This is a genomic window from Acidobacteriota bacterium, from assembly GCA_012517875.1.
Taxonomy (GTDB): Bacteria; Acidobacteriota; JAAYUB01; order JAAYUB01; family JAAYUB01; genus JAAYUB01.
Window position 1 is genome coordinate 40,117 of the sequence record JAAYUB010000095.1, and the last position, 25,301, is coordinate 65,417.

Here is a 25,301-nt window from a genome sequence, read left to right on the forward strand (position 1 = left end):
TTGATTCCGCCGGACGCACGGCGCCTTACGGCCCTTCCAGTTCCGGCAGGATGCGCTTTTCCCAATACGGCATCAGCAGGTCGGCGATCTGCCGGAGGTGCGCGCAGAGCCGGCGCTTGTCCTCGGACGAGACGGCCGCGAACACGTCCTGGAGAAACCGGGCGCACTTGGGGAGGAAGTCCTCCATGAGGGCGATTCCCCGGGGCGTGATCTCCGCCAGGCGCTTCCGCCGGTCCTGGGGATCCTCACGCCGTCCCACGAGGCCTTTCCGAACCAACCCCTGAACCAGACCGGTCACGTTGGCCGGGCTGACCAGCAGCAGCTCGCCGATCTCGCCCAGGGCGCACTCCTGGCCCCGCTTCATGTAGAGGAGGGTCAGCACGTCCATGGACTGGGGCGTGATCTTGTACTTGGCGAACGCCCGCTCCATGACGGACGCCAGGATGTGGTAGGTGTTGGACAGCTCCACGACGAGTCGGATGGCCGTGTGGTCATAATCCGGGAACTGCTCGTCGAGCTTGTCGATGATGGCCTGGAGATGCTGATCGCGCATGCCGTTCTCCTCGTCACCCGCCGCCGCGCGAGGGTCAGGGTGCGGACGGACCCGGCTCGACGCCGCCGCCCAGCGCCTTGAAGGTCTCCACCAGATTGGCCCGGCGGGCCAGGCGGACGTTCACCAGCCCCTGCTGGGCATTGTAGAGCGCCCGCTGCGCCACGAGGACGTTCAGGTAGCCGTCAATGCCTGCCTTGTACCTGGCCTCCGCCAGACGGCAGGTCGCCTCCAGGGTGTGGACCAGGGCCTCCTGCGCGGCCTGCTGCTCCACGAGGGTGGCCCGCAGGCTGAGCGCGTCGCTGACTTCGCGGAAAGCCGACTGGATGGCCGATTCGTACGTGGCGACGGCGATGTCCCGGTCCGCCTGCGACACCTGGTAGCTGGCCTGGCGGGTGCCCCAGTCGAAGATGGGCAGCACCGCCTGGGGCACGAAATTCCACGAGCGGGACCCGAATTTGAACAAGTCGGCCAGGTCGCTGCTGGTCAGCCCCACGCCGGCGGTCAGGGTGATCCGCGGGAAGAACGCCGCGCGGGCCGCCTCGATGTTGGCGTAGGCGCCCCGCAGCTGGTGTTCGGCCGCCTGGATGTCGGGCCGGCGAAGCAGCACGTCGGAAGGCAGCCCGGCGGCCACCTCCCGGAAGTCGGCCACCGCATCGAGCTCGGTGGGCAGCTCGTCGGGCGGCACCGGCGCGCCCACCACCAGGTCGAGCGCGTTCCGGTCCAGGGCGATGAGGCCGTTGTAGCGGGCGATGTCCACGCGGGCGGCTTCCACCAGGGACTGCGCCTCGTGCACGTCCAGGTCGGAGGCGATGCCGAAATCCCGGCTGCTGCGGATCAGCTCGTACGCCTTCTGCTGGGCGTCGAGGGTGGCCCTGGCCAGCCGCAGATTCTCCTGGTCCGCCGCCAGCGTCAGGTAGCTGGCGGCCACGGCGGCCACCAGCGAGATCTGGGTGGCCGAGCGGGCCTGTTCCGTGGCCAGGTACTGCTCCAGCGCCTGCTCCTTCAGGCTGCGGATGCGCCCGAAGAAATCGATCTCCCACGCGGTGGCGCCGAGGCTCAGGGTGTACTGGGCGACGGTCTCCGACTCGTCGGCACCCGACAGGTTTTTCGGCACGCGGTAGGCGTCGATGGCGGCGGCCGCGCTCACCGTGGGGTACTGCGCGGCGCGCTGGATCCGGTACAGGGCCTGGACCTTGTCGACGTTCAGCGCTGCGATCCGCAGGTCCCGGTTGTGCTCCAGCGCCCGCCCGATCACGGACTGAAGCTTCGGGTCGGTGAAGAACTCCCGCCAGCCGATCTCGGCGGCGGCGGGCGCGCCGGATCCGGTCGCGGCCGCGCCGGCGGCCGGCTCCGGCCAGGCGGCCGGCACCGGCGGGACCGGCTGTTCGTACGCCTGCCGCTTCGGGCAGCCGCAGAGGAACAGGGCCAGTCCCACCGTGAGAATGAGAATTCGGTTCATGGTGCTATTCCTCCTGCGGCTGGAACTCATCCGGCGCGTGGGACGCGACCCGGCGGCTCGTTTTCCGGCCGAAGACCTGAACCACCACTACATAGAACAGGGGGATGAAGAAGATGGCCAGGAAGGTGGCGGTGATCATGCCGCCCAGCACACTCGTGCCGATGGCTTGCTGGGCGCCGGCACCCGCGCCGGCGGCCATGGCCAGGGGCAGGACCCCGAAGCCGAACGCCAGCGACGTCATCACAATGGGCCGAAGCCGAAGCCGGGCGCCCTCGAGAGTGGCCTCGATGAGACTGATCCCCTGCGCCAACCGCAGTTTGGCGAACTGGACGATCAGAATGGCGTTCTTGGTGGTGAGGCCGAGCACGGTGAGCAGGCCGATCTGGAAGTAAACGTCGTTGGGCAGGCCGCGCCAGGTGGACGCCAGCACACCGCCGATGACCCCCAGCGGCAGAGCGAACAGAATGGAGATGGGGATCGTCCAGCTCTCGTACAGGGCCGCCAGAACCAGGAAGATGGCCAGAATGGAGAACGTGTACAGCAGTCCGGTCTGGGCCTGGCCCATGCGCTCCTGGTACGACAGGCCGGTCCAGTCGTAGCCGAAACCCTGGGGCAGCTTCGCGACGATCTCCTCCATGGCCTGCATGGCCTCGCCGGAGCTCCGGCCGGGCGCCGCCTCGCCGAGGAAGTTCAGCGCCGGGAAGCCGTTGTACCGCTCCAGCCGGGGCGAGTCGTAGATCCACCGCCCCGAGGCCAGCGCGGCGACTGGCACCATCTCGCCCAGGTTGTTGCGGACGTAGAGGCGATCCAGGCCGTTGGGCAACATGCGGAAGGCGGAGTCCGCCTGGGCGTACACCCGCTTGACACGGCCGCCCTGGATGAAGTCGTTGACGTACGCGCTGCCGAAGGCTGTGGCGATGGTGGCCTGGATGGCGGTCACGCTCACCCCGAGGGTGCCGGCCTTCTCCCAGTCCGTGTCCACCTTGTACTGGGGCACGTCGGGCAGGCCGTTGGGTCGGACCGCCGCCAGCCGCGGGTCCTGCATGGCCTGCATCATGAGCAGGCCGCGGGCCTCCATCAGCTTGGCATGGCCGAGCCCGCCGCGGTCCTGCAGCATGAAGTCGAACCCCTTGGCCTGGCCGAGCTCCACCACCGCCGGCGGCGGGAACGCGAACGCCAGGGCGTTCCGGTAGCCGGCGAACACGCCCATGGCGCGGCCGGCCACCGCCTTCACTTTGAGGTCCGGCCGGTCGCGCAGCTCCCAGTCCCGCAGCTTGATGAACGACATGCCCTGGTTCTGGCCGCGGCCGGCCATGCTGAACCCGGAGATGGTCATGCAGGATTCCACGGCCTCCTTCTGCTCCACCAGGAAATGGTGCCGGAGCCTGGTCATCACCTCTTCAGTCTGCTCCAGGGTGGATCCGGGGGGGAGCTGGACCATGGCCATCATCATCCCCTGGTCCTCATCGGGCAGGTACGACGTGGGCATCCGCATGAAGTAGTAACCCATGGCCGCGACGATGAGCACAAAGAGGACGAGGTAGGGCGCCTTGACCCGCAGGATGTGCCCCACCAGCGCCTGGTACCGCTCCCGTAAAAAGTTGAAGCCGCGGTCGAACCAGAGGAAGAACGGCCGGAACAGGCGGAAGCCGGTTTCGGCCGCCTCATGCCCCTTGGCCACGGGCTTGAGGAGCGAGGCGCAGAGCACGGGCGTCAGGATCAACGCCACCACCACCGACAACATCATCGAGGAAATGATGGTGATGGAGAACTGGCGGTAGATAACCCCGGTGGAGCCGGGGAAGAACATCATGGGGCCGAAGACGGCCGAGAGCACCAACCCGATGCCCACCAGCGCGCTGGTGATCTCGCCCATGGACTTGCGGGTGGCTTCGCGCGGCGACAGCCCCTCCTCGCTCATGACGCGCTCCACGTTCTCCACGACGACGATGGCATCGTCCACCAACAGCCCGATGGCCAGCACCATGGCGAACATGGTGAGCATGTTGATGGAGAACCCGAACAGCGCCAGCACGCCGAAGGTGCCCAGCAGCACCACGGGCACGGCGATGGTGGGAATCAGGGTGGCCCGCAGGTTGCCCAGAAACAGGTACATGATGAGGAACACCAGAACGATCGCTTCGATGAGCGTCTTGACCACTTCCCAGATGGCGACCTTCACGAAGGGCGTCGTGTCGTAGGGATAGACCACCTTCATGCCGGCGGGGAAGTACCGCGACAGCTCCGCCATCTTGGCCTTGACCGCGTCGGCGGTGTCCAGAGCGTTGGCGCCCGGCTCCTGGCGGACCGCCAGACCGGCCACCGGCATGCCGTCATGCTTGGAGATGACGTCGTAGAACTCGGTCCCCAGCTCGGTGCGCGCCACGTCCCGGACCCGCACCACCGACCCGTCGGGGTTGATGCGCAGCGGGATGGCGGCGAACTCCTCGGGGGTCTTGAGCAGCGACTGCACGATGATGGACGCGTTGAGGCGCTGGCCGGGAACCGCCGGCATCCCGCCGAACTGGCCGGCGGAAACCTCCACGTTGTACGCCCGCACCGCGAGCACCACGTCGCTCGTGGTCATGTTGTACTTGGTGAGCCGGTCCGGGTTCAGCCAGATCCGCATGGCGTACTGGGATCCGAACGCCTCCACCTCGCCCACGCCCGGCACGCGGGCCAGTGACGGCTGGATCTGGGACGCACAGTAGTCGTTCAGGTCGTGCTGGTCCAGGTCGGCGCTCTCGCTCCGGAGGCCGACGATCATCAGGTAATTGCGGGTCGATTTGCTGACCGTGACGCCCCGGCGCTGCACGTCCTCCGGCAGCATGGGCAGCGCGAGCTGGAGCTTGTTCTGCACCTTCGCCCAGGCCAGGTCCGGATCGGTGCCCGGCGCGAAGGTCAGCGTGAGGGTGCCGGTGCCCGACGAGTCGCTGGTGGCGGACATGTACAGCATCCGGTCGAGGCCCGTCATCTTCTGCTCGATGATCTGGACCACGCTGTCCTCGACGGTCTTGGCCGACGCGCCGGGGAAGACCGCGGAGATGGAGATGGACGGCGGCGCAATGGGCGGATACTGGGAGATGGGCAGGTTGTAGATCGCCAGGGCGCCGCCCAGCATCATGCCGATGGCGATGACCCAGGCGAAGACCGGGCGGTCGAGGAAAAATCTGGAGAGCATGGACTCCCCCTACTGCTTCGGCGCGGCGCCCGGCGGGTTGGCGTCGGCACCCGGCGGGCCCGCCGGCGGCGCACCGAAGGGCAGCGCCTTGACCGCCATGCCGGGCCGCACCTTCTGCAGCCCCTCGACGATTACGCGGTCGCCCGCCGCCAGTCCCGCGGCGACCAGCCACTTGTCGCCGAGCGCGCGGTCCAGCGTCAGGGCCCGCTGCTCCACCTTGCCCGCGGCGTTCACGATCCAGGCGACGGGCTTGCCCTTCGGATCGCGGGTGATTCCTTGCTGGGTCACGCAGAGCGCCTGTTCGCTGACCCCTTCCTCGACGACCGCCCGCACGAACATGCCGGGCAGCAGGATCTGCTTGGGATTGGGGAAGACCATCCGCAGGGTCACTGAACCCGTGGTCGGGTCCACGGTCACGTCGCGGAACTGCAGGGTGCCCTCCTGCGCGTAGGTGGCGCCGTCCTCCAGGATGAGCTTCACCTTGTTCCGGGAGACGCCGTTGGAGAGGCGGCCCTCCTCGAGGTTGCGCCGTAGCCGCAGGAGATCCGCGCTGGCCTGGGTGACATCCACGTAGATAGGATCCAGCTGTTGGATGACCGCCAGGGGAACCGGCTGGTACGCCGTCACCATGGCGCCCACGGTGACGTTGGATTTGCCGATGCGCCCCGAGATGGGCGCCTTGATGGGCGTATAGGCGAGGTTGATCCGGGCGCTCTCGACGGCCGTCCGGCTGATCTCCAGGGCCGCCCGCCGCGCCGCCAGATTGGCTTCGGCCTGACGGAGAGTGGCGCTGGCGTCGTCGTATTCCTGCTGCCCCACGGCGTGAATCGCCACGAGCCCCTGGAGGCGTTCGGCCCGGGAGCGGAGGGCCGGCAGGTTCGCCTCAGCCACGGCCAGTTCCGCCTCCGCCGCGCCGAGGGCGGCCTGGGCCTGGTCGTAGGCCGCCTGATACGGCTCGGGATCGATCTGATACAGCAACTCGCCTTCCTGGACGTAGGCGCCCTCCCGGAAGAGGCGACTCTGGATGAGGCCGTTGACCTGCGGCCGGATCTCGGCCACCAGGTAGGCGGACGTCCGGCCGGGTAGTTCGGTGGTGAGCACCACCCGCTCGGTCTGGACCGTCACGAACGCCACCTCGGGCGGGCCCGCCGGCGGCGGCGCCGGCTGCGATCCGCAGCCCGCCAACAGGAGCCCGGCCATCATGGCCGTCGCGGCGATCACCCGATTCAGCCAGTATCGACTCGGCATACATTATCTCCTCGCTCCGCGTTCGAACGGGGCCCAGAATATCACTGATCAAAAAAATAGTCAAGTACTTAAATGTTTATTTGTGAATAAATATTATTATCAATATAATCAAATATTTAAATAATACCATTGATGCCGTTGATTGGAACATGCTCGAACCGGACGGCTGGTTGCCGCCGTAAGCCGGCCGCGCCGGAACGCATATATTAAGATGAATGGAGCCTGGTGCCTAGCGCTTGACCAGCTCCACGCGGCGGTTCTTCGCACGCCCCTCGTCGGTATCGTTGGACGCCACCGGAGCCAGCGGGCCGCAGCCGAACGCGGACAGCCGCGCCGCCGCAATCCCGTGCGTTCCGGTGAGCGCCGCCACCACCGCCTTCGCCCGCGCCTCGGACAGGGCCATGTTGTGGGGGATATCCCCAGTCGAGTCGGTGTGGCCGACAACCAGCAGGGACAGCTTCGGATCCTGTTTCAGCAGCCGGGCGATCTCCTCAAGTGACTTCTCCGATCCGGGCTTGATCTCGGCCTTGTCGGTATCGAAGTGGATGCCGTAGACGGCGGCGTGGCCCGTGTCGTGGAGGTCGCCCTTCCAGATGTCTGCGCTCGCGACCACATCCTGCTGCATGCCGCCCCGCTCGACGATGACGACGTGGTAGTTGTTCCCGCTGTCGCCGATGGCCACCCGAACCCAGATCTCGTCCGTTCCCCGGACCAGCTTCAGGGTGGTGAGCCCGCCGCCGGCGGCCACGTCCTGGTACAGCACGCCGCCGCCGATCCGGGCGACGGCGTTCTGGTAGTTGCGGGCGATCTGCAGCGGCGACGGTACGCTGACGCCGTCTTTGGGCCGGTAGTCGATGCGCGTGGTGCGTCCCTCCACGGCGACGAGCCGGCCGTCCTTGCCTTCAAACTCGAAGCGGTCGAAATCCTTCTGGTCGTAGTTCTCGATGAAATATCCGGGCATGCGCGACAGCAGCGGATGGTCCTGTCCGCCGGGCGTGTCGTCCTGCGCCCGCAGCGGCGCTACGGCCGCCAGCAACACCAGCGTGCCCATCACCATCAGTCGGATTGCGTTCATGGTTCGTTCTCCTGGATGAGGATCGCGGATCAGCCGCCGATCCGCGAAGAGGAGCAGCATAGATAAGGTTCCACCGGAACACAAGCGGAAAGAATGGCGGGGCTCCCGGTGGCCGGAGCCCACGCACCGCAACACCGGCTACGGTTGAGCCGCCGGTCGGGTGCCGCGTTCGGCATACTTGTCAATCAGCTCCCGCGTGAGCACCTTCATTGCGCTGTCGCATTTCGGTGTGGCGATGTTCGTGAGGATGACCACGGCGAAGTCGGCGGCCGGATCGAACAGGATCCGGGCGATGTTCATGCCGTTGGAGCCGCCGTGGGAGATGAGCGGGTTTGGATAGCCCTCCAGCCGCACCTCGCCCCAGCCGAAGGCGTACCGTCCCGACGGCGGCGTGCCGATGGGGGCGTCCTTGGCCGGCGGCATCTCGGCGACCATGGTGTGGAGCTTCTTCAGGGTCTCCGGCTGCACGAGCGCAGGGCCGCGCTTCCCCTGGCCGGCGTTCCAGCCCGCCCAGCGCGCGAAATCGAGCACCGACATGTGGGCGATCCCCGCGGGGCCGATCACCGCCGGGTTATCCGCCATGGGACCGGCGAGGATCGGCTTGATCTTGCCGCCGATGACGGCGTGCGGCAGGGGAGCGTCCACCCGACCCGGGGTGCACTGCGGTCCGAGACCCGCCGAGCGGAGACCCAGCGGCAGGAAGATCCACTCGAAGATCAGCTCGTCCCAGCTGCGCCCCGCCAGTCGTTCAATCATGGCGCCGACGATGGTGTAGTTCAGGTTGGAGTACTCGAAGCGGACGCCGGGCCGGCCGGACATGGGCAGGGCCGCCCACTGGCCCACCAGCCAGGCCCGGATGTCGTCGAGGTTGCCCGGCGGATAGCCGTCCACGTTGGTGATGAGTGCCAGGTACGGCATGGCGTCTTGCGACAGGTTGTCGCTGGGGAGCCCGCTGGTGTGCGAAAGCATGCGCTCCACCGTCAGCGCTTTGAAAACGGGGTCGGCCCCGCCGCCGAGCTCCGGGAATACCTCACCGATGGTGGAGTCCCAGCGGAGCTTGCCGCGCTCCACCAGGATCGCGGCCATGGTGGCGGTCATAGCCTTGGTGTCCGAGCCCAGGTGGAACCGATCGTCCAGGGTCACCGGGATCGCTTCGCCCCACCGGCGAGTGCCCACGGCCCCGACGGCGACCACCTGCCCGTCCTGCACCACCGCCGCGGCCAGGGCCGGAATCTCGTACGCGGCCAGGTACGGCTGGAGCAGCGGATTCAGCGACTCCTGCGCCGGGGCGAATCCCGCAGGCAGAACCAGCGCCAGAATGACAACTACCATCCGGATCCAACGCGGGGTGTCCATCACCGGTCATCCTCCTCGTCAAAGAGACTGTTCAGGGCTACGGCGAGGCGGCCGGCCAGCCGGGCGTTGTGGCGCAGCAGCGACCGGTTGGCCGCCAGCGACGCGCCGCCCGTGAGCGCCGCCACCCGGGCCAACAGGAAGGGCGTCAGGTCCTTGCCCCGGATCCCCCGGGTTTCCGCTTCCGCCTGGGCGCGCTCGACGGCCGCGGCGATCACGGCGGCGTCCAGCGCGTCCGCCTCCGGGACGGGGTTGACCACCAGCACGCCCCCGCCCAGATCCAGATCCCATTTCGCCTCGATCACCCGGACCACGTCCTCGGGTGTATCCACCCGTCCGTCCACAGCGAGACCGGAGGTGCGACTGTAGAACGCCGGGAACTCGTCGGTGCCGTAGCCCAGCACCGGCACGCCGAGGGTCTCCAGCAGCTCCCGGGTCAGCGGCAGGTCCAGGATGCTCTTGGCGCCCGCGCACACCACCATCACCGGGTAGCGGGCCAGTTCCGCCAGGTCGGCGGAGATGTCGAACGTCTGCGGAGCGCCGCGATGGACGCCGCCGATGCCGCCCGTGGCCATCACCTGGATTCCCGCCGCCCATGCTCCGATGATGGTGGCGGCCACGGTGGTGGCCCCGAGCCCACCCTGAGCTACCGCCACAGCCAGATTGCGGCGCGAGAGCTTGGCCACCGGCTCGCGGCCGCAGCCCAGACGCTCAATCTCGGCTGGCGTCAGGCCGATCCGTAACCGGCCGTCCAGCACCGCCAGGGTGGCCGGCACAGCACCCTGGGCCCGGACCGCCTCTTCCATCTCCAGCGCGGTGGCCACGTTGTCGGGGTACGGCAAGCCGTGGGCGATGACGGTGGACTCCAGCGCCACCACCGGACGGTGCGCCTGCTGCGCCTCAGCCACTTCGGCGGCGATATGGATCAGGTCCTCATTGAATTTCACGGGCGCCCTCCGTCCGTCGTCGGATTCAATCCGGCCGGATCCAGCAGCTCCGGCGTGATGGCGGGGCTCACGGCGGTGGGGCAGGCCACGGTGAGCGCGGCGGCGCGGCGCCCCGCCTCCGCCGCCAGCCGCGGCGGCAGACCCTTCAGGATCGCCGCGAAGGCGACGGCGAACAGCGCGTCCCCGGCGCCGGTGACGTCGACCACCCGGGCGGGGAGCGCGGGGATATGGCTGGAAAACTCCGGGTGCTCCACGTGGAAGCCGTCCGCTCCCAGGCTGACAATGGCCGTGCCGGCGCCCATGGACCGGAGCCGCCGGGCGCAGGCGGCCGCCTCCGCCGGGGTGTCGCAGGGCAAGCCGGTGAGCGTGCGCGCCTCGGCGCGGTCCGGCTTGATGAGGACGCAGCCCGGGATGGCCGGCAGCGCCCGGCGGGCGCGCTCGTGGGCTACCGACTCCACCGCGTAGGGCACCTTCAGACGGCGGCACCGCTCCGCCAGCGCCGCGACGGCGGTCTCCGACAGGTTGGCGTCGATGACCGCGCCATGAAAATCCTGCAGGTCGGGCAGCGCGCCGAGCACCGCGAACGGCGAGATGGCCTCCGTGCCGGTGCCGCAGAAACCCCGGTCCAGGGCGCCATCGGGCTTGAGGAGCGCCAGGTATACACCGGTGCGCGCCCGCGCCGACAACCGCACCTCGATGCCCAGCCCGCGGATGTTCTCCAGGAGGAAACGGCCGGCGAAGTCGTCGGCCAGATCCGTCACCAGGGTGACCCGGCAGCCGAGACGCGCCAGGTTCTCGGCCACGTTGCGCCCCGCCCCGCCGGCTCCGAGCCTGACCTCGCCCTCGTTGGACGTGTCTCCCTCCACCCGCGAGGTGGGCCGGGCGGCCACGTCCAGGATGGAGCTGCCGACGACGACGAGCCTCATCGGCCACGCTCCCGCAACGCGCGCACCCGGTCCATGAACCGGCAGACCCGGTCGACATCCACGGGCCGGTCCCAGCGACCGCCCGCCTTGAAGTGCGAACCGATGATGAGCCCGTGGGCGTGGAGGAGATACCGGTCCATGTTGGCCTCCGTCACGCCCGATCCAACCAGGACGGGGACGCCCACCGCACCGCGCACGGCGGCCAGCTCCCCCGGGTCCGTCTCCCGGGCGGTGGCCACGCCGGTGACGACGACGCCGTCGGCGGCGAAGAATTCCGCCGCGCGGGCGGTCTCCACGATGTCGACGTCGGCGGTCACGGCGTGGGAGCTGTGCTTCTTCTTCACGTCCGCCAGGACGGCCACCGCCTCGGCACCGATGGCGCGGCGGTAGCGGAGCAGCTCGCCGGCGCAGGCATCGATGTAGCCCTCGTCGGCGATGTGGCCGAACACGAAGCCCTCGGCCCGGATGAAGGCGCACCCCGCGGCCAGCGCGGCCGCCAGCGCCTCCCGGTTCGCCCCGGCCAGGATCTGCACGCCCGTGGGCAGCCCGCCGGTGCGGGCCGCCGCCTGGGCCGCCACCGTCATGGCGGCGGTGATCTCCGGGCCCACGGCGCGGTTCAGGTAGGGGACGTCGTGCATGTTCTCCACGAGCAGCGCGTCCACGCCCGCGTCGCGGTAGACGGCCGCCTCGGTCGCGGCCCGCTCGAGGATCGCCGCCAAACTTCCGGCGTACTGCGGCGTGCCGGGCAGGGCCCCGACGTGGATCATGGCCAGGATCCGCCCCGGCCTGTTCATGAAGGCAAGCGCAGGATGCATGGTCGCCCGCTCCTCTCGGACATAATGGCTCGCGGTCGCTCGCAGCGAGGGCGCCGCGGACGGCCGCTCGGAGACCCGGTGCTGATGCCGACAGATTACTGTACTTGGTTTACAGAACCAAGCGCAATTCACCGTCCGAACCGACACCGGCGGGTCACCGTCCACCAGGTCGCCCGATTCCGATTCCGCATCGGCCGCCGCCCGCCTCACGATCCGGTTCAATCCGCTCCGAGAGTGATGTACACTGAGAGTCAAACCATCTTGTTGAACAAGGAGGTTCCGTGGACACGCACTCAGTCGGATCACACAGGCACGCGGCATGCCGTTTCAGTTGCCGCACGCTGCTCGCGGTGTTCGGACTGCTGCTCGGTGTCGGGATGCTGCCGGGCGCGGAGCCGGTTCCGATCCCGCCGCCCGTCCCGCTCGCGCTGACGGTGCCCGCCCCGCCGTTGCCGGTCACCTGGCGGGGAGACGACCTGCTGGCTTACGAGCTGCACATCAGCGATTTCCGGACGCTGGGGCTGGAGCTGCTTCAGGTGGACATTTTCAGCGATGACACCGACGGCAAGCGGCTGGCATCCTTCAAAGGCGACGGTCTGGCCAAATGTCTCCGCCTGCCGGACAGGATCTCGCCCGACTACACGGTGTTCATCTGGATCACCCTGAAAACACTCCACGCGGTGCCTGCGGCGCTGTATCATCGCGTCACCTTCCGGTACGTGGATTCCGACGAGCGCCTGATCCGGGAGGGCGCCCGCACGGTGATCGACCCGGATCGGCATCGCCCGGTGCTGTCACCGCCCCTGCGCGGCAGCGGCTGGTTTGTCGGCAACGGACCCCAGAACCAGGACCACCACCACCGCTGGTCGCTGATGACGTACAACGGCAATCCGTACATCGCCCAGCGGTTCGGCATCGATTGGGTCCAGATCGGCCCCGACGGCTGGGCGTACCGCACCGACGGCAAGACCAACGAGGACTGGTACGGCTATGGGAACGATCTGCTGGCGGTCGCCGACGGGATCGTGGTGGATGCCAAGGACGGCATACCCGACAACCTGCCCAACCAACCCCCGGTGGTCACCATCAACAGCCAGACCGCCGGCGGCAACTTCGTCCTCCTTGACATCGGCGACGGGTACTTCGCGTTCTACGCGCACCTGATCCCCGGCTCGAAGACGGTGCAGATCGGCGACCGCGTGGCGCGGGGGCAGGTCCTGGGCAAGCTGGGCAACACCGGCGCGTCCACGGGGCCTCATCTGCACTTCCACCTCTACACGGGTCGGGATCCGCTGTTTTCAGAGGGTGTCCCCTACGCGTTCACCCGGTACCTGCTCCTGGGATCGGCGGTGATCGACCAGCAGTGGCACCCCTCGGGTTCGCCGGTGCTGCGGGTGGAGGAGATGCCCGCCGACATGCAGGTGCTCGAATTCCTCGACGACGGCGTGCTGGATATCGATTGACGGCTTCCGACTGCGCCGTCCGGCCAGCGGGGAACCGCCGCGCCGGATGGCCGAAGACCGCCTCTGGAGCGAAAACGACACCGGCCGGCGGATTACGCCGTGCAGTCCGCCGGCCGGATTGGTTCAAGGAGTGATCGCACGAACACCGGGCGGAAGATCGTCCCGCCGCCGGTTGTCAGTTCTGTTTCACCAGCTCCACTCGCCGGTTCTTGGCCCGGCCCGCCTCGGTGGCGTTGGTGGCCACGGGGGCGAAGGGGCCGCAGCCGTGCGCCCGGAGCCGGGCGGGATCGATGCCGTGCTGGCTCACCAACGCCTGCAGCACCGCCTGGGCCCGGTCCTGGGACAGCTTCAGGTTCACTTCCACTGTGCTGACGTTGTCGGTGTGCCCCACCACGAACACCTTGAGGGCCGGATCCGACTTCAGCAGACCGGCGATCTCGCCGATGGCCTGCGCCGACTCGGGTTTGATCACCGCCTTGCCGGTGTCGAAATAGATCCCCTCCACCGCCATATGCCCATCGGCGGCCAACCCCTGGGCCAGCGCAGCCGCGTCGGCCACGATGTCCTGTACCATGGCCTGCTTCTGGACGATGGTCAGAAAGTACTTGCCGGTGAATTCGGCCCCGAGGTTCACCCAGACCTCCACGCCGTCCTTGACGAGCAGGTAGGTGTCCCGGCCCTTTTCGGTCCAGACCACCTTGCCGCCCTGCTTCTGAACCGCGTTCTGGAAGTTGCGCTGGATCTGGAGCTCGCTGGGTTTCGGATTGAGGCTGTGCTGGGGGTAGTAGTTGATTTTCCAGAACTGGCCTTCCACATGGCTGACCTTCTTGTTCGGGCCCACAATGAAGTCGAACGCGTCGAACTGCCGTTCGACGCAACTGTGGATCCAGTAGCCGGGCATCCGCGTGAACAGCGGGTGGTCCTTGCATCCCTGGGCGTCGTTCTGCTGGCCCGCGGCGGCGCCGGCAAGCACCAACAGCATCAGCGCGCCCATCCAGACGGTTGACAGTGGCTTCATCGGTCTGCTCCTGCATGCGATTCGAAATCCGAACACCGTAAAAATGATACATCGCAATCCGCAGGGTTTCAAACAGGAACCGCTTCGGGCATGGTAGACTGATCGGGCCACCCGTGATTCGCAGGAGGTCCCGTCCATGGACGTGCTCCAGACCATCGGCCACACTTCGCTGGTCCGGCTGCGCCGGATCGTCCCCGCCAACGGCGCGGCCCTGTTCGCCAAGCTCGAGTGGGAGAACCCCACCGGCAGCATGAAGGATCGGATGGCGCAGGCGGTCATCGCCTGCGCCGAGGCGGACGGCCGCCTCGCGCCCGGCGGCACCGTGGTCGAGTACACGGGCGGCTCCACCGGGACGTCGCTGGCGCTGGTGTGCGCCGCCCGGGGGTACCGCATCCGGATTGTCACCTCCGACGCGTTCAGCGCCGAGAAGCGCGACCACATGGCGGCGCTCGGCGCCGAGCTGACGCTCGTCCCCAGCGAGGGCGGGCTCACCACCAAGCAGTTGATCCTCGATATGATCGAAGCCGCCCGCCAAATCAGCCGGGAGCCCGGCACGTTCTGGACCGACCAGCTCAACAACCACGATGCCATCGCGGGGTACCACCCGCTGGGCGAGGAGATCTGGGTGCAGACCGAGGGCCGGATCGACGCCTTCGTGCACAGCGTGGGCACGGCGGCCTCGCTGCGCGGAGTCGCCGCCGTGTTGAAGCGCCGCCACCCGGGCGTCCGGATCGTCGCCGTGGAGCCGGCCGAATCGTCGGTGCTGCTGGGCGGCGCGCCGGGGCCCCACAAGATCGAGGGGGTCGGGATCGGCTACGTGCCGCCGCTCTGGGAGCCGGCGCTCGTGGACGAGATCATCGCCGTGCCGACCGAGGATGCGAAGGCGATGGCCCGCCGCCTGGCGAAGGAGGAGGCCCTCTTTGCGGGGACGTCGTCCGGCGCCAACGTCATCGCCGCGCTCCAGGTGGCCGAGCGGCTGGGTCCGCAGGCCCGCGTGGCGACGCTCCTGTGCGACTCCGGCCTCAAGTACCTGAGCACCGACGTGTACCGCCGCCGCTAGTCGGTGGCCGCGGCAACGGCCGCCCCGCGCCGGGCAGGGCCCGACCGCGCGCCGGACCGCCGGGGACGGATTGTTCGGCTATTCGGAGTGACGGATGCGAATTCTCTGGCGCTACCTCCGGCCGCACCGCGGGCTCCTTGCGCTGATCCTGCTGCTGGCCGCCATCGCCCAGGTGCTGGCGCTCGTCGATCCGCTGATTTTCGGCCGGATCCTGGACGACTATGTGCTCCATCCCGGCGGGCGTTCGGAAGCGGAACTCGTCCGCGGGGCGCTGGGCTGGCTGGCCCTGGCGGCGGCCATCGCCCTGGCCGCCCGCGCCGCCACCGCCGCCCAGGAGTACCTGCTGCGGCTCGTGGTGGGCCGGGCCGGAACGGAGATGTTCAACGACGGCCTCAAACAGACGCTGCGGCTGTCGTTCGTGGAGCTCGAGGCGCGCAGCAGCGGCGAGACGATGGGCCTGCTGCAGAAGGTGCGCACCGACACCGAGCGCTTCCTGGACGCGGCCGTCACCATCCTCTACTCCGCCGCCGTGGGCATCGGCTTCATCGTCTGGTACGGCGTGACCAGGAACTGGCTGCTGATCCCGGTGTTCGGGATCGGCGTCGCGCTCATGGCCGGGTTCACCGGCCTGCTCAGCCACCGGATCCGGACCGTCCAGCGCACCATCGTCCGCGAGAGCGCGCGCCAGTCCGGCCAGATCACGGAGTCGCTCCGCAACATCGAGCTGGTCAAGAGCCTGGGGCTCACCTGGCCGGAAATCCGCCGCCTGCAGGTCCTCACCCGGCGGATCTTCGACCTCGAGATGGACAAGGTCCGCAAGATCCGCGGCCTGGCCTTCCTGCAGGGCTCGCTCATCAATCTGCTGCGGCAGTCGATCCTGTTCATCCTGCTCTGGCTCATCTTCCGCCGGGCCCTGTCGGCCGGCGAGCTGGTCTCGTTCCAGCTCATCCTCAACACGATCTTCGGACCGCTCCATCAGCTCGGCCGGGTGATCCTGAGCTACCGCGAATCCGAGGCCTCGCTGCAGGCGTTCGACCGGCTCATGCAGACGCCCATCGAAAAACGGCCGGATGATCCCGTCGAGATCGGCGCGATCGAGCGGCTGCGGTTCGACGACGTGGTCTTCCGGTACCGGGGGGCGGCCGACAACGCCATCGACCACATCTCGTTCGAGGCGCGGCTCGGCGACACCATCGCCTTCGCCGGCCCTTCGGGTTGCGGCAAGACCACGCTGGTCAAGCTGCTGCTCGGACTCTACGCCCCGAACGGCGGCGTCGTGTCGGTGGACGGGGTCCCCATCACCGAGCTGCGCTACAACCGCGTCCGCCGCCAGATCGGCTTCGTCGCCCAGGACGCCCAGCTCTTTTCGGGCACCATCCGGGAAAACCTGCAACTGGTGAAGCCGGAGGCCACCGACGCCGAGATGCTCGACGTGCTGCGCCGCGCCTCGGCGGGCCTGTTGCTGGCGCGGTCGGACCAGGGGCTCGACACGCGCCTGGGCGAGGGCGGGCTGCGGGCCTCCGGCGGCGAACGGCAGCGCCTCGCCATCGCCCGCGCGCTGCTGCGCGCGCCCCGGCTGTTCATTTTCGACGAAGCCACCTCGTCGCTGGACTCGCTCACCGAGGGGGAGATCACCGACGCCCTGCGCGAGATCTCGCACAGCCGGCAGCACATGGTGATCCTGATCGCGCACCGGTTGAGCACCATCGCCCACGCCGACGCCATCCACGTGCTGGACTGGGGCCGCATCGTCGAAACCGGCCGCCACAACGAGTTGATCCACGCCGGCGGCCTCTACGCGGCCATGTGGCGCCAGCAGGTTCTCGAGCGTCGGCCGCCATCCGTGCCGCCGGCCTGCGGGCCGTCAGAACCGGTGCCGTGAGGCAGCGCTCGTACTATAATAAGGATCATTGAACCGACATTCCGTCAGGAGGTGCGCGATGCGTCGTTCCATCGTTTGGCGGACCGCCGCCGTGGTCGTGGCGGCCACCCTGGTGATCTGGAGCATGTCCTGCGCGAAGAATCCGGTCACGGGCAAACGGGAGCTGATGCTCATCTCCACCGCCGACGAGATCGCCCTGGGCAAGCAGCTCGATCCCGAGATCCTGCAAACGTACGGCAAGTACAGCAACCCGGAACTCGACGCCTACGTGGCCGCGCTGGGCCACAAGCTCGGCGCGCTGAGCCACCGGCCGGACCTGACCTACACCGTTCAGGTGGTGGACAGCGACGTCGTGAACGCCTTCGCGGTCCCCGGCGGGTACGTGTACCTGACCCGGGGAATGCTCTCCTACCTCAACGACGAGGCGGAGCTGGCCGGCGTCATGTCACACGAGATCGGCCACATCGCGGCGCGCCACAGCGTGCGCCAATACAGCCAGGCGCAACTGGCCATGCTGGGGCTGGGCGTGGGCAGCATGTTCTCCGAAACGTTCCAGAAGTACGCCGGCATAGCCCAACTGGGCTTGAGCATGCTGTTCCTGAAGTTCAGCCGCGACGACGAGCGCCAGGCCGACGCCCTGGGCGTCGAGTACGCCTCCCGGGCCGGGTTCGACGCCAACCACATGGCCAACATGTTCGTCACGCTGGAGCGGCTCAACCCGGGCTCCGACCGCAGCGGCCTGCCCGGCTGGTTCTCCACCCACCCCAATCCCCCGGACCGGATCGCGGCCATCCAGCGCGACGCCCAGGTCTGGCGAGACAAGCTGGCGGGCACCGCCTTCGTCACCAACCGCGACGGGTACCTCGGCCGCCTCGAGGGACTCGTCTTCGGCGAAGACCCCCGCCAGGGCTACGTGGAGGGGCAGACCTTTTACCATCCCCAGCTCGCGTTCCAGTTCCCGGTGCCGTCGGGCTGGAAGGTGAACAACACCGCGGCCCAGGTGCAGCTCTATGCCGCGCAGCAGGACGCGGTGATCCTGTTTTCCATGGCCTCCGGCGCCTCGCCGGCGGCGGCAGCGGAGACGTTCCGCCAGGAGAGCCGGGCCAACGTCCTCCAGTCGGAATCCGCCCGGATCAACGGGCTGCTGGCCCAGCGGCTGGTCTCCGACGTCGCGCTGGAGCAGGGGAACATCCGCGTCGCGTCGTCCTTCATCCAGAAGGACAAGTACATCTACGTGTTCCACAGCTACACCGACCCGTCGCTGTTCGACCGCTACTTTTCCGTGTTCAAGCAGACCATGGCCGGCTTCAACAACCTGACGGATCCGACGAAGCTCAACGTCAAGCCGAACCAGCTGACGCTCCGAAAAACCGCCACCGCCGGCACCGCCCGCCAGGCGTTCCAGCAGTGGGGCGTGGCCGCGGACAAGCTCGAGGCGGCGGCGATCCTCAACGGCGTTCAGCTCGACGACGCCCTGCCGGCCGGCACGCTGCTCAAAGTGGTGGTGAAGTGATCGGCGCGTGAATCAACGAGGCCGGATGGTCCGCGGCCCGGCCGGTGATCCCGACACCGGCCCGGTCAGGGGAGCGCGGTCCGGCTGCCGGCGAAGTAGGCGCCCAGGATCAGCAGGTCCTCCGCGTCCAGCGACCCGTCGCCCGTGAAATCGCACGCCAGCGGGCGCGCGCAAGGGAGCGTGCCGGGGGCCAGACCGCCTGCAAGCGTCACCGCCAGCACCACAGCGTCGGCCACGTCGCACCCGCCGTCGCCGTTGATGTCGCCGTCCCGCGTCACTGCCGACGGGACCGTGATCTGGTAGACGTGCACGCGGGGCGCTTCGGCGTAGCTTTCGGTGACGTAGAGACGGCCCGTGGCCGGATCGTAGGCGGCGCCCTCCATGTCGGCGCAGGTGCCGCCGGTCATCCCCTCGAGCGCCCAGACCGCGTAAGGGCGCATGTCCCAACATGCCTTCGCGCCGCTCCGCACCTGGAGCAGTTCGGCGGCGTCGTAGGCCCACACCTGGTGACGATACGGCCAGGCGTGGGTGCCGTGGCTGTCGTCGCACGGATCGTCGCAGTCCACGCCGCCGCCCACGCCGTAGCAGTAGGCCCCGGTCCCCTGCCGACCGAAGAAAAGAACGCTCCGGCTCCCCGGCGGGAAGGCGATGCCCGCCATGTGGGTGGCCAGGTTGAACAGCTCGTTGGCGCTGGTCTCCGGCGCCAGCGGGTGCGCCAGCGGGTAGAAGATCAGGGTGAAGCCGGGGATCGGGCTGACGGCGCCGACGTCGTCGGGATCGAACACCGTGGCGCACGGGCCGGCGCTGTTGTTGGAGATGATGGACAGGCATCCCTTCCCCGTCAGCGCCGGTCCGCCCAGGAGCGTCTGCCACTCGGGGGGGATCACCGTCATGTAGCCGCCCAGGGAGCGCGGGTTGGCCTCGGCGGCCATCGGGTAAAACCCCTGGAAGTCGTCGGGGTCGGCCAGGTTCAGGCTCGAGACGCCGTGGGAGTTCACCTGGCTGCCGTCCCCGTCGTAATAGCACGCGGCGCCCACGATGAGCCGCCCGTTGTACACCATCATCCCGTACACGTTGGAGCCCGACGTGGCCAGTGTCGCCAGCGCGCCGTCGGTGACGTCGCGGAACTCCTGGAGCACCGTCGCCGTCCCGCCCAAGGCCGGCACGGCCACCTGGGCCACGAACCCGGGGTACCAATCATGCCCCTGCATGAACAGGGTGGGCGTGCCGGACGGCTCCCGGTAGAAACAGAGACCCTTGCCGCCGTAGCCGAACCGCGAGCCGCCGAAGTCGCCCTCCGGCAGCGCGAACGAGCCCAGGTAGACGATGTCGGCCGCTTGCACCCGCGGCAAATTCTGCGGTTCCCCTTGGGCGGCCGCCGACACCAACCCGATGCACAGGAGTCCCACAACCAGCGGTGTTCGCATCGACCACCTCTCGCACAAGGGCTACCGATATTATAACCCCGGATCGCGAGCAACCGCCCGGGAGAACGACGGGGCGCGACAGCGACAATCACTCAGTAAGCCGGGGATCCCGCCCACCTCCCGCCGGCATTTCCATAAATCCTTCCGCCGGTTGGGATCATCTATATCATTTCCCGCTCGCCGAATTGGAGCGAGTCACAATTCACGATCTCCGAGCCGGGCGGCGCTACCGCACACCGCCATGCCCGCCCGGCCGACAGGGTGGCCGCCGGAAACGGGACCGCCTCCCGCAATTTGGAAAGGAGACCACGCATGAACGCATTTTTCAACGTTCCCCAACCCCTGAACGAACCGCCTCAGAGCTACGCCCTCGGCACCCCCGAGCGGGCCGCGCTCAAGGCTGCGCTGGCCGACCTGCGCGGCCGGACCCTCGAGATTCCCCTCATCATCGGCGGCCGGGAAGTTCGCACGGGCAACTTCGGCGAATGCCGGATCCCCCACGACCACGGCCACATCCTGGCCCGCTATCACAAGGCCGGCCCCGCCGAGATCCGGCAGGCCATCCAGGCCGCCCGCAACGCCTGGGCCGGCTGGTCCCGCTCCTCGTGGCAGGAGCGGGTGGCCATCTCGCTGAAGGCCTCGGAGCTGCTCAGCAAGCACCGGCGCTACCTCGTCAACGCCGCCACCATGTTGGGCCAGAGCAAGACCGCCCACCAGGCCGAAATCGACGCCGCCTGCGAGCTCATCGACTTCCTCCGCTTCAACACCTACTTCATGCAGCAGATCTACCAGACGCAGCCGGAGAACTTCCAGGCCACCTGGAACCGCATGGAGTACCGCCCGCTGGAGGGCTTCGTCTTCGCCATCGCCCCGTTCAACTTCACCGCCATCGGCGGCAACCTGGCCGCCGCGCCGGCGGTGATGGGCAACGTCGTCCTCTGGAAACCCGCCTCCACCGGCGTCTACTCGGCCTACCAGGTGATGCGGGTGCTCATGGACGCCGGCCTGCCCGACGGCGTCATCAACTTCGTGCCCGGCGACGCCCGCGACATCGGCGACTACACCCTGAGCCAGCCGGACCTGGCCGGGGTGCACTTCACCGGCTCCAACCCCGCCTTCAACCACATCTGGCAGGTGGTGGCCGGCCAGATCGGCCGCTACCGCTCCTACCCGCGCATCGTGGGCGAGACCGGCGGCAAGGACTTCGTTGTGGCCCACACCTCCGCCGAGATCCAGGGGCTGGCCACCTGCCTGCTGCGGGGCGCCTTCGAGTACCAGGGGCAGAAGTGCTCGGCCACCTCACGCGCCTACATCCCCCGCGGGATCTGGCCGGCGCTGCGCGACGCGCTCTGCGCCCAGCTGGACCGGGTCAAGGTGGGGCCGGTGGAGGATTTCGCCAACTTCATGGGCGCGGTGATCGACCGCCCCGCCTTCGAGCGGATCCGCGACTACATCCGGTTCGCCCAGGACAGCCCCGAGGCCGAGGTGATCTACGGCGGCGGCGCCGACGACACCACCGGCTACTTCATCCAGCCCACGGTGGTGCTCACCACCAATCCCCAGTTCAAGCTCATGGAGGAGGAGATCTTCGGCCCGGTCCTGACCGTCTTCCTGTACGACGACGACCGGTTCCCGGACATCCTTGACCTGTGCGACGCCACCTCTCCCTATGCTCTGACCGGGGCCGTGTTCGCCCGCGACCGCGCCGCCATCGGCCGGGCTGAGGAGCGCCTGCGCCACGCCGCCGGCAACTTCTACATCAACGACAAGACCACCGGCGCGGTGGTGGGCCACCAACCGTTCGGCGGCGCCAGGGCCTCCGGCACCAACGACAAGGCCGGCTCCATCTACAACCTGCTGCGCTGGATCTCGGTGCGCACCATCAAGGAGTGCTTCAACACGCCGCAGGATTTCGCTTACCCGTTCCTGGCCGAATAACCGGGACCGGCCGCGGCCCCCGGCGGGGGATCGCGGCCGGCTGTCTGAAATCGTCACGACGGATGGCGGTGATCTCACCGCCGGCTCAGGCGGTGGGTTCCACCACCGCCAGCACCTGGCGCATCTCCACCGACTCGCCCGGCTTGACATGGATGCTCGTGATCCGCCCCTGGACCTTGGACTGGATCTCGTTTTGCATCTTCATGGCCTCGAGCACCAGGATCGTTTCGCCGGCTGCGACGAGATCGCCTTCTTTCTTGTTGATCTTGATGATGAGGCCCGGCATGATGGCCGTGACGGCGCCCGCATCCTCGGCGGCGGCCGCCGACAGCGCGCGCTTGGCCTTGCCCGGTTTCGGCTCCTCCAGCCCCTGCGCCTCGTAGCGGTAGCTGATGCCGTCCACGGTGGCCGTCTCCGCCCGCAGCACCACGGCGTGGGGCGTTCCGCCGATGGTCACGTTCTGGTTCTCCACCGCAAAGGGGAACTCCAGGCCGTTGATCAGCAGCAGGTCGCCGCGCCGCTCGATCTCGTAGGGGACGCCTTCCAGCGTGAGCTTGAACTTGTTCACCATTTCCATCCTCCCCGCAGATGCTGCCGGCCCAGGACTTTCCAGTAGGAAAGCGCCACGGGCGGCGCCCCGATCCCCTCGGTTTTTTTCACCTGGCGCTCCTGCTGCTGGAAGAGCATGGCGGCGATGGCGCCGGCCACCTCCTCCTTGCCGCCCATGCCGCGCCGCCGCCGGTCCAGGAACGACCGGGCGACCTGGGGAAACAGCGCGTAGGAGAGGACGTCCTCGTCGCAGGTCGCCAGGCTGCCGATCTCCTGTTTCGCGTCCTCCCAGCCGGGGCACAGCATGTCGGCCGGGCGCACCGTGATGGGCGTCTCGTCGCCGATGGCCTTCTTCTGGATCGCGGGATCCATGGGTGCCGGCGGCCGGCCGTAGTAGCCGCGGAAGTACTGCTTGACCTCCTCGGGGATGATCTTGTACCGCTCGCCGCACATCACGTTGAGGGTGGCCTGCGTACCCACGATCTGCGAGGAGGGCGTGACCAGCGGCGGATAGCCCATGTCCTTGCGGACGCGCGGGATCTCGTCCAGCACGTCGTAGTAGCGGTCCATGGCGCCCTGCTGGCGGAGCTGGTTGACCAGATTGGAGAGCATGCCGCCGGGCACCTGGAACTGCAGCACGTTGACGTCCACGGCGGCGATGCCGGCCTCGAAGCTGGCGTACTTGGTCCGGACGTCGGTCATGGTGCGCGCCAGCTCGGCCAGCGCCGCCATGTCGAGGCCGGTGTCCCGCTCGGTGCCGCGCAGGCATGCCACCAGCGTCTCGGTGGGCGGCTGCGACGTGGACAGTGACATCGAGGACAGCGCCGTGTCGATCACGTCCACGCCCGCCTCGACGGCCTTGAGCAGCGCCGCCGTACCCATGCCGCTGGTGTAGTGCGTGTGCAGTTGCACCGGCAGGCCGGGGTCCCGCTTCAGTGCCGTGATCAGCTCGAAGGCGGCGTAGGGGGTGATGAGGCCGGCCATGTCCTTGATGCAGATGGAATCGGCGCCGCGGTCGGCCAGCTCGCGGCCCATGGCCACGAAAGACGGGATGTCGTGGACGGGGCTGATGGTGTATGAGATGGTGGCCTGCACGTGGCCGCCTTCCCGCTTGGCGATCCGCATGGAAAACTCCATGTTGCGGATGTCGTTCAGCGCGTCGAAGATGCGGAACACGTCGACGCCGTTGCGGCGGGCGCAGACGATGAACCGCTCGACGATGTCATCCGGGTAATGCTTGTAGCCCACCAGGTTCTGACCGCGCAGCAGCATCTGCAGCCGCGTGTTGGGAATCTCCTGCCGCAGCCGGCGGAGCCGCTCCCACGGATCCTCCCCCAGGAAGCGCATGGCGCTGTCGAAGGTGGCGCCGCCCCAGACCTCCAGCGACCAGTAGCCCACCCGGTCGAGCTTGGCCGCGATCTTCAGCATATCGTCGGTGCGCATGCGGGTCGCCAGCAGGGACTGGTGGGCGTCCCGGAGCACGGTTTCGGTGATCTGCACGGGATTTTTGTTCATGGCCGCCTCACTCGCTCGGATGCGCCGCGAACATTTCCTTCGGCTTGATGAGGAGCACCAGGGCGTTCTCGGCGTAACACTTGTGCGTCGTGTAGGCGCGCACAACGGTGCTCTCGTTCGGCTTCAGGGTGATGGGCGGCAGGTTGACGAACTCCAGGCGGACCTCCCCTTCCAGCACCAGGTACAGCTCGTCCTGGGTGTGGCGGTGGAAGGGAAACTCGCCGATGAACCGGATCACGTAGGCGGCGTGGTCGTTGACCTGGCCGAGCTCCAGATGCTTGTACGGCTCGGTGAGCACCGCCGCCAGTTCGCCGATGGTGGTTTTGCTGAACATATCGTCGCCTCCTGCCTACAGAGGGATGTTCCCGTGTTTCTTCGGGGGATTGCTGTCGCGCTTGTTCTGGTGCCAGCGCAGGGCGTCGATCAGCCGGGGCCGGGTCTCGCGCGGCTCGATCACGTCGTCAATGTAGCCCCAGCTGGCCGCCTCGTACGGGGTGGCCAGCTTGTCCCGGTAGTTCCGGATCAGCTCGGCGCGCCGGGCCTCGGGATCGGCCGCCTCGCTGATTTCCTTGCGGAAGATGATGTTCACGGCGCCCTCCGAGCCCATGACGGCGATCTCGGCGCCGGGCCAGGCCACGTTGTAGTCGCCGCGGATGTGCTTGGAGCTCATCACATCGTACGCGCCGCCGTACGCCTTGCGGGTGATCACCGTCAGCTTGGGCACGGTGGCCTCGCAGAACGCGTAGAGCAGCTTGGCGCCGTGGATGATGATGCCGCCGTGCTCCTGGTCCACGCCGGGCATGAAGCCGGGCACGTCCTCGAAGGTGACGATGGGGATGTTGAAGCAGTCGCAGGTGCGCACGAACCGCGCCCCCTTGATGGACGCCTTGATGTCCAGCACGCCGGCCAGCACCATCGGCTGGTTGGCGACGATCCCGACGGGGCGTCCGCCCAGGCGGGCGAACCCGACGACGATGTTTTGGGCGTAGTGGGGATGGATCTCCAGAAATTCGCCGTTGTCCACCACGTGCTCGATGACCTGCTTCATGTTGTAGGGCCGGTTGGGCTCGTCGGGCACCAGGGTGTCCAGCGCCTCGTCCATGCGCTTCGGATCGTCGCCGGTGTCGACCAGCGGCGGGTCCTCGGTGTTGTTGGAGGGGAGGAAGCCGAGGAGGTGGCGGATGGTCTCGAGGGTTTCCGCCTCGTCCTCGGCCAGGAGGTGGCACACGCCGCTCTTGGTGCTGTGCACCGGGCCGCCGCCCAGCTCGTCGAAGGAGACATCCTGATGCGTCACCGCCTTCACCACGTCGGGCCCGGTGATGAACATGTGGCTGGTCTTCCGGGTCATGATGATGAAGTCGGTCAGCGCGGGGCTGTAC

General features: G+C 68.1%; 20 protein-coding genes and 1 riboswitch. Of the genes, 5 read left to right on the top strand and 15 right to left on the bottom strand.

The features are described 5' to 3' along the window. Nucleotides 1-25: 25 nt before the first annotated feature. From GX414_10095 to GX414_10135, 9 genes are all read right to left on the bottom strand, one after another. On the bottom strand, nt 26-553 hold the full coding sequence (locus tag GX414_10095; GenBank protein NLI47447.1) for a MarR family transcriptional regulator: 528 nt from the start codon (nt 551-553) through the stop codon (nt 26-28). A gap of 34 nt (nt 554-587) precedes the next feature. Further along, nucleotides 588-2,012, bottom strand: a complete 1,425-nt coding sequence (locus GX414_10100) for an efflux transporter outer membrane subunit (protein ID NLI47448.1) — start codon at nt 2,010-2,012, stop codon at nt 588-590. Between the two features lie 4 nt (nt 2,013-2,016). Beyond that, nucleotides 2,017-5,193, bottom strand: a complete 3,177-nt coding sequence (locus GX414_10105; GenBank protein NLI47449.1) for an efflux RND transporter permease subunit — start codon at nt 5,191-5,193, stop codon at nt 2,017-2,019. Between the two features lie 9 nt (nt 5,194-5,202). After that, nucleotides 5,203-6,441 (bottom strand): efflux RND transporter periplasmic adaptor subunit, encoded by a 1,239-nt coding sequence (locus tag GX414_10110; protein NLI47450.1) that lies wholly within the window; start codon nt 6,439-6,441, stop codon nt 5,203-5,205. A 229-nt stretch (nt 6,442-6,670) separates the two neighbouring features. Next, entirely contained in the window at nt 6,671-7,576 is a 906-nt protein-coding gene (locus GX414_10115) for an OmpA family protein (GenBank protein NLI47451.1), read from the bottom strand. Between the two features lie 78 nt (nt 7,577-7,654). Beyond that, nucleotides 7,655-8,872 (bottom strand): beta-lactamase family protein, encoded by a 1,218-nt coding sequence (locus tag GX414_10120; protein NLI47452.1) that lies wholly within the window; start codon nt 8,870-8,872, stop codon nt 7,655-7,657. Beyond that, nucleotides 8,872-9,816 carry a pseudouridine-5'-phosphate glycosidase gene (locus tag GX414_10125; GenBank protein ID NLI47453.1) on the bottom strand — a complete coding sequence of 315 codons (945 nt, stop codon included), beginning with the start codon at nt 9,814-9,816 and terminating at the stop codon, nt 8,872-8,874. The genes GX414_10120 and GX414_10125 overlap by 1 nt, the downstream gene beginning before the upstream one ends. After that, nucleotides 9,813-10,742 carry a carbohydrate kinase gene (locus tag GX414_10130; GenBank protein ID NLI47454.1) on the bottom strand — a complete coding sequence of 310 codons (930 nt, stop codon included), beginning with the start codon at nt 10,740-10,742 and terminating at the stop codon, nt 9,813-9,815. Before GX414_10130 ends, GX414_10125 begins: the two co-directional genes overlap by 4 nt. Further along, complete coding sequence (locus GX414_10135) at nt 10,739-11,557, bottom strand: BtpA/SgcQ family protein (protein NLI47455.1); 819 nt, start codon at nt 11,555-11,557, stop codon at nt 10,739-10,741. Before GX414_10135 ends, GX414_10130 begins: the two co-directional genes overlap by 4 nt. A gap of 281 nt (nt 11,558-11,838) precedes the next feature. Between GX414_10135 and GX414_10140 the strand changes: the two genes are divergently transcribed. Then, the gene (locus tag GX414_10140) at nt 11,839-13,020 is read left to right on the top strand and encodes a M23 family metallopeptidase (protein NLI47456.1); all 1,182 of its coding nucleotides are present in this window, start codon (nt 11,839-11,841) and stop codon (nt 13,018-13,020) included. Nucleotides 13,021-13,195: 175 nt separating this feature from the next. On the opposite strand, the gene GX414_10145 is transcribed toward GX414_10140, so the two are convergent. Beyond that, nucleotides 13,196-14,038 carry an OmpA family protein gene (locus GX414_10145; GenBank protein NLI47457.1) on the bottom strand — a complete coding sequence of 281 codons (843 nt, stop codon included), beginning with the start codon at nt 14,036-14,038 and terminating at the stop codon, nt 13,196-13,198. A 136-nt stretch (nt 14,039-14,174) separates the two neighbouring features. Between GX414_10145 and GX414_10150 the strand changes: the two genes are divergently transcribed. From GX414_10150 to GX414_10160, 3 genes are all read left to right on the top strand, one after another. Further along, a complete protein-coding gene (locus tag GX414_10150) occupies nt 14,175-15,098 on the top strand; it encodes a cysteine synthase family protein (GenBank protein NLI47458.1) in 924 nt (307 codons plus the stop codon). A gap of 94 nt (nt 15,099-15,192) precedes the next feature. After that, a complete protein-coding gene (locus tag GX414_10155) occupies nt 15,193-16,980 on the top strand; it encodes an ABC transporter ATP-binding protein (protein NLI47459.1) in 1,788 nt (595 codons plus the stop codon). 58 nt (nt 16,981-17,038) lie between these two features. Further along, the gene (locus GX414_10160) at nt 17,039-18,493 is read left to right on the top strand and encodes a M48 family metalloprotease (GenBank protein NLI47460.1); all 1,455 of its coding nucleotides are present in this window, start codon (nt 17,039-17,041) and stop codon (nt 18,491-18,493) included. A gap of 65 nt (nt 18,494-18,558) precedes the next feature. Here GX414_10160 and GX414_10165 read toward each other — a convergent pair whose 3' ends face one another. Further along, nucleotides 18,559-19,920: a hypothetical protein gene (locus tag GX414_10165; GenBank protein NLI47461.1), complete on the bottom strand. Its 1,362-nt coding sequence runs from the start codon at nt 19,918-19,920 to the stop codon at nt 18,559-18,561. A 197-nt stretch (nt 19,921-20,117) separates the two neighbouring features. Continuing rightward, nucleotides 20,118-20,241, top strand: a riboswitch (molybdenum cofactor riboswitch). Between GX414_10165 and pruA the strand changes: the two genes are divergently transcribed. Beyond that, nucleotides 20,233-21,858, top strand: coding sequence for an L-glutamate gamma-semialdehyde dehydrogenase (gene pruA / locus GX414_10170; protein ID NLI47462.1), 1,626 nt, complete (start codon nt 20,233-20,235; stop codon nt 21,856-21,858). (Overlaps the previous riboswitch by 9 nt.) An 85-nt stretch (nt 21,859-21,943) precedes the next feature. Here the strand turns inward: pruA and GX414_10175 are convergent, their stop codons facing one another. From GX414_10175 to GX414_10190, 4 genes are all read right to left on the bottom strand, one after another. Beyond that, a complete protein-coding gene (locus GX414_10175) occupies nt 21,944-22,429 on the bottom strand; it encodes a hypothetical protein (GenBank protein ID NLI47463.1) in 486 nt (161 codons plus the stop codon). Continuing rightward, nucleotides 22,423-23,922: a pyruvate carboxylase subunit B gene (locus tag GX414_10180; GenBank protein NLI47464.1), complete on the bottom strand. Its 1,500-nt coding sequence runs from the start codon at nt 23,920-23,922 to the stop codon at nt 22,423-22,425. Before GX414_10180 ends, GX414_10175 begins: the two co-directional genes overlap by 7 nt. A gap of 7 nt (nt 23,923-23,929) precedes the next feature. Further along, entirely contained in the window at nt 23,930-24,256 is a 327-nt protein-coding gene (locus GX414_10185; protein ID NLI47465.1) for a cupin domain-containing protein, read from the bottom strand. 15 nt (nt 24,257-24,271) lie between these two features. Then, nucleotides 24,272-25,301: acyl-CoA carboxylase subunit beta (locus GX414_10190; GenBank protein ID NLI47466.1), on the bottom strand; the 1,030-nt coding region annotated here is incomplete at its 5' end.

Excerpts from the sequence above, each read along its gene's own strand:
- GX414_10095 (NLI47447.1), bottom strand. The coding sequence starts at position 553 with ATGCGCGATCAGCATCTCCAGGCCATCATCGACAAGCTCGACGAGCAG.
- GX414_10100 (NLI47448.1), bottom strand. The coding sequence starts at position 2,012 with ATGAACCGAATTCTCATTCTCACGGTGGGACTGGCCCTGTTCCTCTGC.
- GX414_10105 (NLI47449.1), bottom strand. The coding sequence starts at position 5,193 with ATGCTCTCCAGATTTTTCCTCGACCGCCCGGTCTTCGCCTGGGTCATC.
- GX414_10110 (NLI47450.1), bottom strand. The coding sequence starts at position 6,441 with ATGCCGAGTCGATACTGGCTGAATCGGGTGATCGCCGCGACGGCCATG.
- GX414_10115 (NLI47451.1), bottom strand. The coding sequence starts at position 7,576 with ATGCTGCTCCTCTTCGCGGATCGGCGGCTGATCCGCGATCCTCATCCA.
- GX414_10120 (NLI47452.1), bottom strand. The coding sequence starts at position 8,872 with ATGGACACCCCGCGTTGGATCCGGATGGTAGTTGTCATTCTGGCGCTG.
- GX414_10130 (NLI47454.1), bottom strand. The coding sequence starts at position 10,742 with ATGAGGCTCGTCGTCGTCGGCAGCTCCATCCTGGACGTGGCCGCCCGG.
- GX414_10135 (NLI47455.1), bottom strand. The coding sequence starts at position 11,557 with ATGCATCCTGCGCTTGCCTTCATGAACAGGCCGGGGCGGATCCTGGCC.
- GX414_10145 (NLI47457.1), bottom strand. The coding sequence starts at position 14,038 with ATGAAGCCACTGTCAACCGTCTGGATGGGCGCGCTGATGCTGTTGGTG.
- GX414_10150 (NLI47458.1), top strand. The coding sequence starts at position 14,175 with ATGGACGTGCTCCAGACCATCGGCCACACTTCGCTGGTCCGGCTGCGC.
- GX414_10155 (NLI47459.1), top strand. The coding sequence starts at position 15,193 with ATGCGAATTCTCTGGCGCTACCTCCGGCCGCACCGCGGGCTCCTTGCG.
- GX414_10160 (NLI47460.1), top strand. The coding sequence starts at position 17,039 with ATGCGTCGTTCCATCGTTTGGCGGACCGCCGCCGTGGTCGTGGCGGCC.
- GX414_10165 (NLI47461.1), bottom strand. The coding sequence starts at position 19,920 with ATGCGAACACCGCTGGTTGTGGGACTCCTGTGCATCGGGTTGGTGTCG.
- pruA (NLI47462.1), top strand. The coding sequence starts at position 20,233 with ATGAACGCATTTTTCAACGTTCCCCAACCCCTGAACGAACCGCCTCAG.
- GX414_10175 (NLI47463.1), bottom strand. The coding sequence starts at position 22,429 with ATGGTGAACAAGTTCAAGCTCACGCTGGAAGGCGTCCCCTACGAGATC.
- GX414_10180 (NLI47464.1), bottom strand. The coding sequence starts at position 23,922 with ATGAACAAAAATCCCGTGCAGATCACCGAAACCGTGCTCCGGGACGCC.
- GX414_10185 (NLI47465.1), bottom strand. The coding sequence starts at position 24,256 with ATGTTCAGCAAAACCACCATCGGCGAACTGGCGGCGGTGCTCACCGAG.